7 protein-coding genes are annotated in these 6,387 nt (G+C 70.6%); 2 read left to right on the forward strand and 5 right to left on the reverse strand.

Annotated features, from left to right (window positions below):
• Positions 1-16: 16 nt before the first annotated feature.
• Both ACFU5K_RS25305 and ACFU5K_RS25310 read right to left on the reverse strand, forming a co-directional pair.
• A complete protein-coding gene (locus tag ACFU5K_RS25305; RefSeq protein ID WP_384065579.1) occupies positions 17-508 on the reverse strand; it encodes a hypothetical protein in 492 nt (163 codons plus the stop codon).
• 177 nt (positions 509-685) lie between these two features.
• Positions 686-1,525: a helix-turn-helix transcriptional regulator gene (locus ACFU5K_RS25310; RefSeq protein WP_384065581.1), complete on the reverse strand. Its 840-nt coding sequence runs from the start codon at positions 1,523-1,525 to the stop codon at positions 686-688.
• A 186-nt stretch (positions 1,526-1,711) separates the two neighbouring features.
• Between ACFU5K_RS25310 and ACFU5K_RS25315 the strand changes: the two genes are divergently transcribed.
• Together ACFU5K_RS25315 and ACFU5K_RS25320 are read left to right on the forward strand one after the other, a co-directional pair.
• A complete protein-coding gene (locus ACFU5K_RS25315; RefSeq protein WP_384065583.1) occupies positions 1,712-3,175 on the forward strand; it encodes an aldehyde dehydrogenase in 1,464 nt (487 codons plus the stop codon).
• A 191-nt stretch (positions 3,176-3,366) separates the two neighbouring features.
• Positions 3,367-4,122 carry a GNAT family N-acetyltransferase gene (locus ACFU5K_RS25320; RefSeq protein ID WP_384065585.1) on the forward strand — a complete coding sequence of 252 codons (756 nt, stop codon included), beginning with the start codon at positions 3,367-3,369 and terminating at the stop codon, positions 4,120-4,122.
• Here the strand turns inward: ACFU5K_RS25320 and ACFU5K_RS25325 are convergent.
• The 3 genes from ACFU5K_RS25325 to ACFU5K_RS25335 all read right to left on the reverse strand — a co-directional run.
• On the reverse strand, positions 4,119-4,292 hold the full coding sequence (locus ACFU5K_RS25325; RefSeq protein WP_384065587.1) for a hypothetical protein: 174 nt from the start codon (positions 4,290-4,292) through the stop codon (positions 4,119-4,121). The two genes, ACFU5K_RS25320 and ACFU5K_RS25325, sit on opposite strands and share 4 nt — an antisense overlap.
• 132 nt (positions 4,293-4,424) lie before the next feature.
• On the reverse strand, positions 4,425-6,062 hold the full coding sequence (locus tag ACFU5K_RS25330; RefSeq protein WP_384065589.1) for an FAD-dependent monooxygenase: 1,638 nt from the start codon (positions 6,060-6,062) through the stop codon (positions 4,425-4,427).
• Positions 6,049-6,387, reverse strand: a 339-nt coding sequence (locus ACFU5K_RS25335; RefSeq protein ID WP_384065591.1) for a helix-turn-helix transcriptional regulator, incomplete at its 5' end; no start/stop codon positions are given. The genes ACFU5K_RS25335 and ACFU5K_RS25330, both read right to left, overlap by 14 nt.

The raw sequence follows: 6,387 nt of genomic DNA on the forward strand, positions 1-6,387 counted from the left end.
ACGGGCGGAGCGGCGTTCAGCGGGTGAGACGGTTCAGCACCAAGGTCGCCAGCTTGAGGGCGATGTGCAGTTCCATCACCTCGGCGACGGTGGGGCGCACGATGTCCGACCAGTCGCCACGCAGCCCCGGCCAGCGGGCGAGCAGGACCTCGGCGCCCGGCAGGCCCAGGCGGGCCTCGACGTCCATCCCGTCCTCGCCCGTCGGCGTCCACGACAGCCGGATGCGGCCCGGCGGGATGCGGGAGGGCGTGCCAAGGGACGACCAGCAGACCTGGAACGTGTGCTGGGGGGTGTTTTCCACCGAGGTCACGAGCGCGCCCCGCACGCCGGACGGCATGGGCGAGGTGGTGAGGCCCCGCAGGGCGACCGGCGTCCGGGAGGAGGCGCGGCCCCCGACCAGGGCGAGAGCGGGCGAGCCGGCCCGGACGTCCCTGGGTCGGTGTGTGGGCAGGGGCTGTACGGCCTGAAGTCGGTCGGCGTTCCCCCGGCCCTTGCTGTGGAAGGTCATCGTGCTCAACTCCGAACGGAGACGGATGGGGCGGCTGGCGTCTCACGACGCGGTTACATCGTCGGTGCAGACGAAACCCGGCACACCCGTCATCTGACGGTCTCGGATACCGCAGTGCTTTCCGCCGGGTCGCGACGCCATGACGCAGAGGCCGGTGGGACCGCCCTCCCGCAGACGTCACGCGGTGTCGCCGGGCCTCCACCCGGCCATGAGCCGGGCGACCGCCTTCTCGGTCGGGGATCCGCTCGCCATTGTGAAGACGAAGAGGGTCTGATCCGGCTCGGACAGGGGCGATACCCCGACCACGTCGAACGTCAGCACCCCCGCCACGGGATGGCGGATCACCTTGCGCACCGGTACGTCGGCCGCGACCCGCTGCTTCTTCCAGAACTCCGCAAAGAGCGGACTTCGCATGGTCATGTCCTCGACCAGCGACTGCAGCCGTGGGTCGTCCGGGCACCGGCCCAGGTCGAGCCGCAGCATACCTATGACGTCACCGGCGACAGAGTCCCAGTCGTCGAACCGGTCTGAACTGCGGTCCAGGAAGAACCAGCGGACGACGTTGCGGTCCCCGGCCGGTATCGCATAGAAGTCCGCTATGACCGCGCGTGCGGACTTGTTGAGGGCCAGGACGTCCGTGCCCCGGCCGTGCAGCACGGCCGGGCTGTCGCCGACCGCCTCCATGAGGCGCAGCAGACCGGGCCGGGCGGACCGGGCCGCCGCCGTGCTGCCGCGACCCGACGAGGCGTGCGCGAGGTTGAACAGATGGAGACGCTCGGTCGCGTCCAGATGGAGCGCCACCGCGAGGGAGGCCAGGACGGCGTCCGACGCGGTCACCTGACGGCCCTGCTCCAGACGGGCGTAGTAATCGGCACTGACACCGGCGAGTTGGGCGAGCTCCTCCCGCCGCAGTCCCGGCACCCTGCGCACCCCCCTGGTCGGCAGGGGCGCCAGGGACGGATCACTGGCCAGCCGCCGGGATCGCAGGAACTCGCCCAAAGGGACATTCGATGCCATCAGGTAATTCCTTACTCAAACCGACGTGCTATCAGGAGGGTAGCACTGACACACCTAGGAACGGCAGGGCACGAAGACGGCATACGTGTCAGAATTTCGGGTGTTTTCATGGGAGGTGACCCCGAAGGAACGGTAGGCGCCGGATCACCGGCAGCTCTCCTGCTCCCCACGACTTGATGGGCACATATGTCTGCATTCACTGTTGACCTCCCGGATGAACTCCTCCACTGCTTCTACACCGGTGGACGCTGGGTCCCCGGCGCCTCCTCCCGTCGCGTCACGCTCGTGTCCCCCTCCTCGGAGGAGGAGACGCTGAGCCTGCCGCTGGCGGACGGCGCGGAGGTGGACCGCGCCGTGGAAGCCGCACGAACCGCCTTCGACTCGGGGCCCTGGCCCCGTATGACGGCCTCGGAGCGCGCCGGGTATCTCCGGCGCTTCGCCGACGAGATACGTACCCGGCTCCCGCTGCTCGCGCGGCTGTGGACGGCTCAGGTGGGAGCCCCGATCAGCTTCGCCCAGGGGCTCATCCACGCCGGCGAAAGCCGTTTCGACCACTTCGCGGAACTCGTCGACGGGTACGCGTTCCGTGAACGGCGGCCCACCGCGCGCGGCCACGCACGGGTCGTGCGGGAGCCGGTGGGAGTGGCCGCGCTCATCGCGCCCTGGAACGCCACGTTCAACATCTTCTCCCACAAGATCCCCGCGGCGCTTGCCGCCGGCTGCACCGTGGTGCTCAAGTCTCCGGTCGAGAGCCCCCTGGACGCGCTGGTGATCGCGCATGCCGCCGAGGCGGCCGGCATCCCGCCGGGTGTCCTCAACGTCATCACGGCGGACACCCAGGAGTCGGCCCAGCTGGTGGCGTCCGCGGCGGTGGACAAGATCAGTTTCACCGGCAGCGTGCCCACCGGCCGGCGGATCGCCGAGGTGGCCGCTCAGCGGATGGCCCGCACAACGCTCGAACTCGGCGGCAAGTCGGCCGCGATCATCCTGGAGGACGCCGACCTGTCCACGGTGGTGCCTGCGCTCACGCCGTTCACCATGCCGTTCTCCGGTCAGATCTGCTTCTCCCAGACGCGCATCCTTGCTCCCCGGCACCGCCTGGCGGAGGTAGCGGAGGCATACACCGCCGCCGTGCGGGCGCTGCGGGTGGGCGACCCCTGGGACCCGACGACCGACCTGGGGCCGGTGCTCAACGCACGTCAGTACCAGCGTGTGCTCGGGTACGTCGAAACGGGACGCCGGGAAGGGGCGCGGCTGCTCACGGGCGGGGGACGAAGCGCCGGCTTCGACCGGGGATACTACATCGATCCCACCGTGTTCACCGATGTCACACCGGAGATGACGATCGCCCGAGAGGAGATCTTCGGTCCCGTGGTGACCGTGCAGGGCTATCGGGACGTGGACGAAGCCGTCCGTCTCGCCAACGACACGGACTTCGGCCTGAGCGGCAGCGTGTTCGGCGCGGACGCCGAGCGCGCCTTCGACGTGGCTCTCCGGGTGGACACCGGTCATCTCGCGGTCAACGGCTTCGAGATCTCACCGAACGTACCGTTCGGCGGCAGGAAGTTGTCGGGCCACGGCCGCGAAGGAGGACCCGAGGGCCTGGAGAGCTTCCTCGAGACAAAGGCGGTCTTCATGCCCGCCTCCTAGTGGCCGCGGCCGGCCCCGGACGCGGCAGCCGCGGCACGAACCCGCCCCGGACCTGCCGGCGCTGCGGCGCCCCGGCACGCACGTCGTCATCTGTTCACCGAAGCCATCGACCAGCCGTCGGCGGCCGAGGCCCTGGTTCCGTCTCCGCCTTCGCCGGAACGCGGAGCCACACGTACCGATGGATACTTCTGATGCCTCACCTGCTCGACCTTCCCGTACGGGCCTCGCTCACCGCGGGCCACACCCGCTTCGTGCGTCAACGGGGCCGTGTCCTGCGCTACGCACCCGGTCTCGCCCCCTTCGCCGCGCTGCCGGACCGGCCGGATGCGCAGGACTGGGAGGACGCGGCGGTGCTGGCCGGGCCGGGAGGGCTGCTGCACCTGGTGGGGCAGGACCCGGAACTTCCGGCGGGCTGGCTGGCGGTGTCCAACGTGCGGAGTGTCCAGCTCGTCCAGCGGCACCCGGTGACGATGTACGACACGGAGGTCCGTGAACTCTCGCCCGTGGACCTCCCGTACATGGCCGATCTGGTCAGGGCGACCCGTCCGGGCCCCTTCCATCCCGGCAGTTACCGCTGCACCGCGTATTACGGGGTGCGCAGGCACGGGACACTGATCGCCATGGGCGGCCTGCGGATGCGCCCCGCGGGACACACCGAGATCAGCACAGTCTGTACGCTGCCCGAGTACCGGCGGCTGGGCCTGGCCCGGCGCCTGGTCGGGCATCTCTCCTCCGTGGTCGCGGACCAGGGGAACACTCCCTTCCTGCACACCGAGGCCGACCAGGAGGTCATTCCGCGCCTGTACGGAGCGTTGGGCTTCGAACCCCGCTCCCATCTCTCCCTGCGGGAGATAGCGGCCCCGGTGGTCGGCGGACGGCGTCCGGGCAGGAGCCCCGGGACCGGTTACATCCCCCCCATGCCGAGACAGCGGGGATCGGCCGACTAAATGATCAGCGTGAAGATCGTGCCCATGCCCGCCGAGTGCATGACGGCCGCGGCCCGCTCGACACTCATGCGCAGCCGGCCGGCCGCGGCGACCCGGGTGATCAGGCCCTCCAGTTCGGTGACGGCCTCCCGTCCGGCCCGGGACGGGGCAGGCCGTACACCAAGGTGCATAACGCTGGCTGGTCAAGCCCGGACCGGACGTGCAGGACCCAGGCGTCACGCAGGTCCCGCACCGGATCGTCGCTGCGCGGCAGGCGGCTCCTGGCCCGCAGGTATCCGTGTCAGCAGCCGTTCTCCGACGATTCAAGAGAGACGGATCGGTGGTTCGCCCTCCGTCGCGGGACGCACGGCGTCCTGTCGCACGGGCAGCAGCCGGCTGAGGTAGTCGAGCAGCCTCGCTTCGTCCGGCTCCGTGGCTCGCAGCCCGACGTACCCGTCCGGGCGGATGAGGAACAGGGTGTCACCGTCCACGGCGTAGTCCCGGTGGGCGTGCCCCTCCGCGTCGGTGAGCGGGCCCGGCTCCGCTCCGGTGGGCCGGCTGTCGGCCGAGAGGACGGTGACCGCCCTCAGGTGCCGGGGGAAGCGCTCGGCGAGCGCGGCGGCGGCCCTGGAGCTGCGGGGGCCGAAGGCGACCGCGCTCGTGTGCGTACCGCGGAGCAGGTCGAAGAGCCGGACACCGGTTCCGTCCGCCGCCCGCAGCAGCGAGTCCGGCGCACGGTCACCCGCCCTGACCCGCTCCGGCCCGTCCACGCGGGAGCCGTTGATCCCACTGACGGGGTACCGCACCCCGAGCTGCCGGGTGTCGGTACTCCGGCCCTCTCCCGGTACTGCTCCCTCGACACGTCCCGCGAACAACTCGGTGGAGAGGCTCAGGACGTCGGCGGCGACCGGAAGCCGCTCCTGTTCGTAGGTGTCGAGCAGTGTCCCGGGAGCACCGCCGAGAACATGTGCGATCTTCCAGCCGAGGTTGTAGGCGTCCTGGATCCCGGTGTTCATACCGAGACCGCCCGCCGGCGGGTGGACATGGGCGCTGTCGCCGGCCAGGAACACCCGTCCCGCCCGGTAGCGGTCCACCATCCGTACGTTGAGGCGCCAGAGCGACTGCCACACCACGCGGCGGACGCGGATGTCGCTCCGCCCGCTGCGTTCCTCCACCAGAGCCTGGATCCGTGCGGGGGAGAGGTCCCCCGGGGTGTCGGAGGACACCCCGGTCTGTAGCTGGAAGGTGTCGGTAGCCGCCAACGGGCACATCGCCAGGAGCTCCCCGCCGGGGACGGGCCACCAGTGCCAGAAGTCGCGGTCCAGACCGCTCACCTCGACATCGGCGGTGAGCATCCTGACCGTCTCGTCGGTCTGTCCGAGGAACCCCACCCCCACCAGTCTGCGCACCGTGCTGGACGCGCCGTCACAGCCGACCGCATAGGAGTACGAGGCGCTCTGCGGCCCGCTCGTGGTCCGGAAGCCAGCGTGCACACCCTCACCGTCCTGCTCCAGGCCCAGCAGTTCGGTCCCGTACTCGACCTCCACGCCCAGTCCGGCCAGTCTCTCGCGTAGTACCTCCTCCACGCGCCACTGGGGGATGAGCATGGTACGGGGATACGGCGTGGCCGCTGTGGGCTCGGGCGCGCCGGGGGTCACGTCACTCGTTCCCAGGATCTCCCGGCCCCGGTACTTGCGGATGGCCAGTCGCGAACGCCCCGAGGCCAGGATGAGGCCGGCCACCCCGAGGTCGTCGAGAACCTCCAAGCTGCGCGGCTGCAGCCCCTTGCCCCGGGACCCGTGAGAGGGCCCCGTGGCCGCGTCCACGAGGCGAACCTCAACGCCTCTGCGCGCCAGCTCCACCGCCGCGACCAGCCCCACCGGCCCGGCCCCCACCACCAGCACCCGGCCCACGGGCCCCGGTGCAGTCGCGGGACCGCTGGTCTTCTCACTCATGTCCATCAGTCACATCCATGGGTGTCTTGCCCAGGGCGTCACGCAGCGCGGCGCGGGTGGTGATGCCCAGTTTCGGGAACACGCGGTACAGATGGGAACTGACCGTGCGCGGTGACAGGTGCATCCGTTCTCCGATCTCCTTGTTGGTCAGTCCGCCGGCGGCGAGGTCGGCGATCCGGCGTTCCTGCCAGGTCAGCGACGCCAGGTGCGCCGACGAGATTCGCGCGGACACGCCGGAGGCCCGGAGTTCGGCCTGGGCCCGTTCGGCCCAGCCCGCGGCACCGAGCCGTTCGAAGGAGTCGGCGGCCATGCTCAGCAACTGCCGTGCGGC

Origin of the sequence: Streptomyces sp. NPDC057428 (genome assembly GCF_042803195.1) — a bacterium.
Classification (GTDB): Bacteria; Actinomycetota; Actinomycetes; order Streptomycetales; family Streptomycetaceae; genus Streptomyces.

Coding starts and splice junctions, on each gene's coding strand:
- ACFU5K_RS25305 (WP_384065579.1), bottom strand. CDS start 508: ATGACCTTCCACAGCAAGGGCCGGGGGAACGCCGACCGACTTCAGGCC.
- ACFU5K_RS25310 (WP_384065581.1), bottom strand. CDS start 1,525: ATGGCATCGAATGTCCCTTTGGGCGAGTTCCTGCGATCCCGGCGGCTG.
- ACFU5K_RS25315 (WP_384065583.1), top strand. CDS start 1,712: ATGTCTGCATTCACTGTTGACCTCCCGGATGAACTCCTCCACTGCTTC.
- ACFU5K_RS25320 (WP_384065585.1), top strand. CDS start 3,367: ATGCCTCACCTGCTCGACCTTCCCGTACGGGCCTCGCTCACCGCGGGC.
- ACFU5K_RS25325 (WP_384065587.1), bottom strand. CDS start 4,292: ATGCACCTTGGTGTACGGCCTGCCCCGTCCCGGGCCGGACGGGAGGCC.
- ACFU5K_RS25330 (WP_384065589.1), bottom strand. CDS start 6,062: ATGGACATGAGTGAGAAGACCAGCGGTCCCGCGACTGCACCGGGGCCC.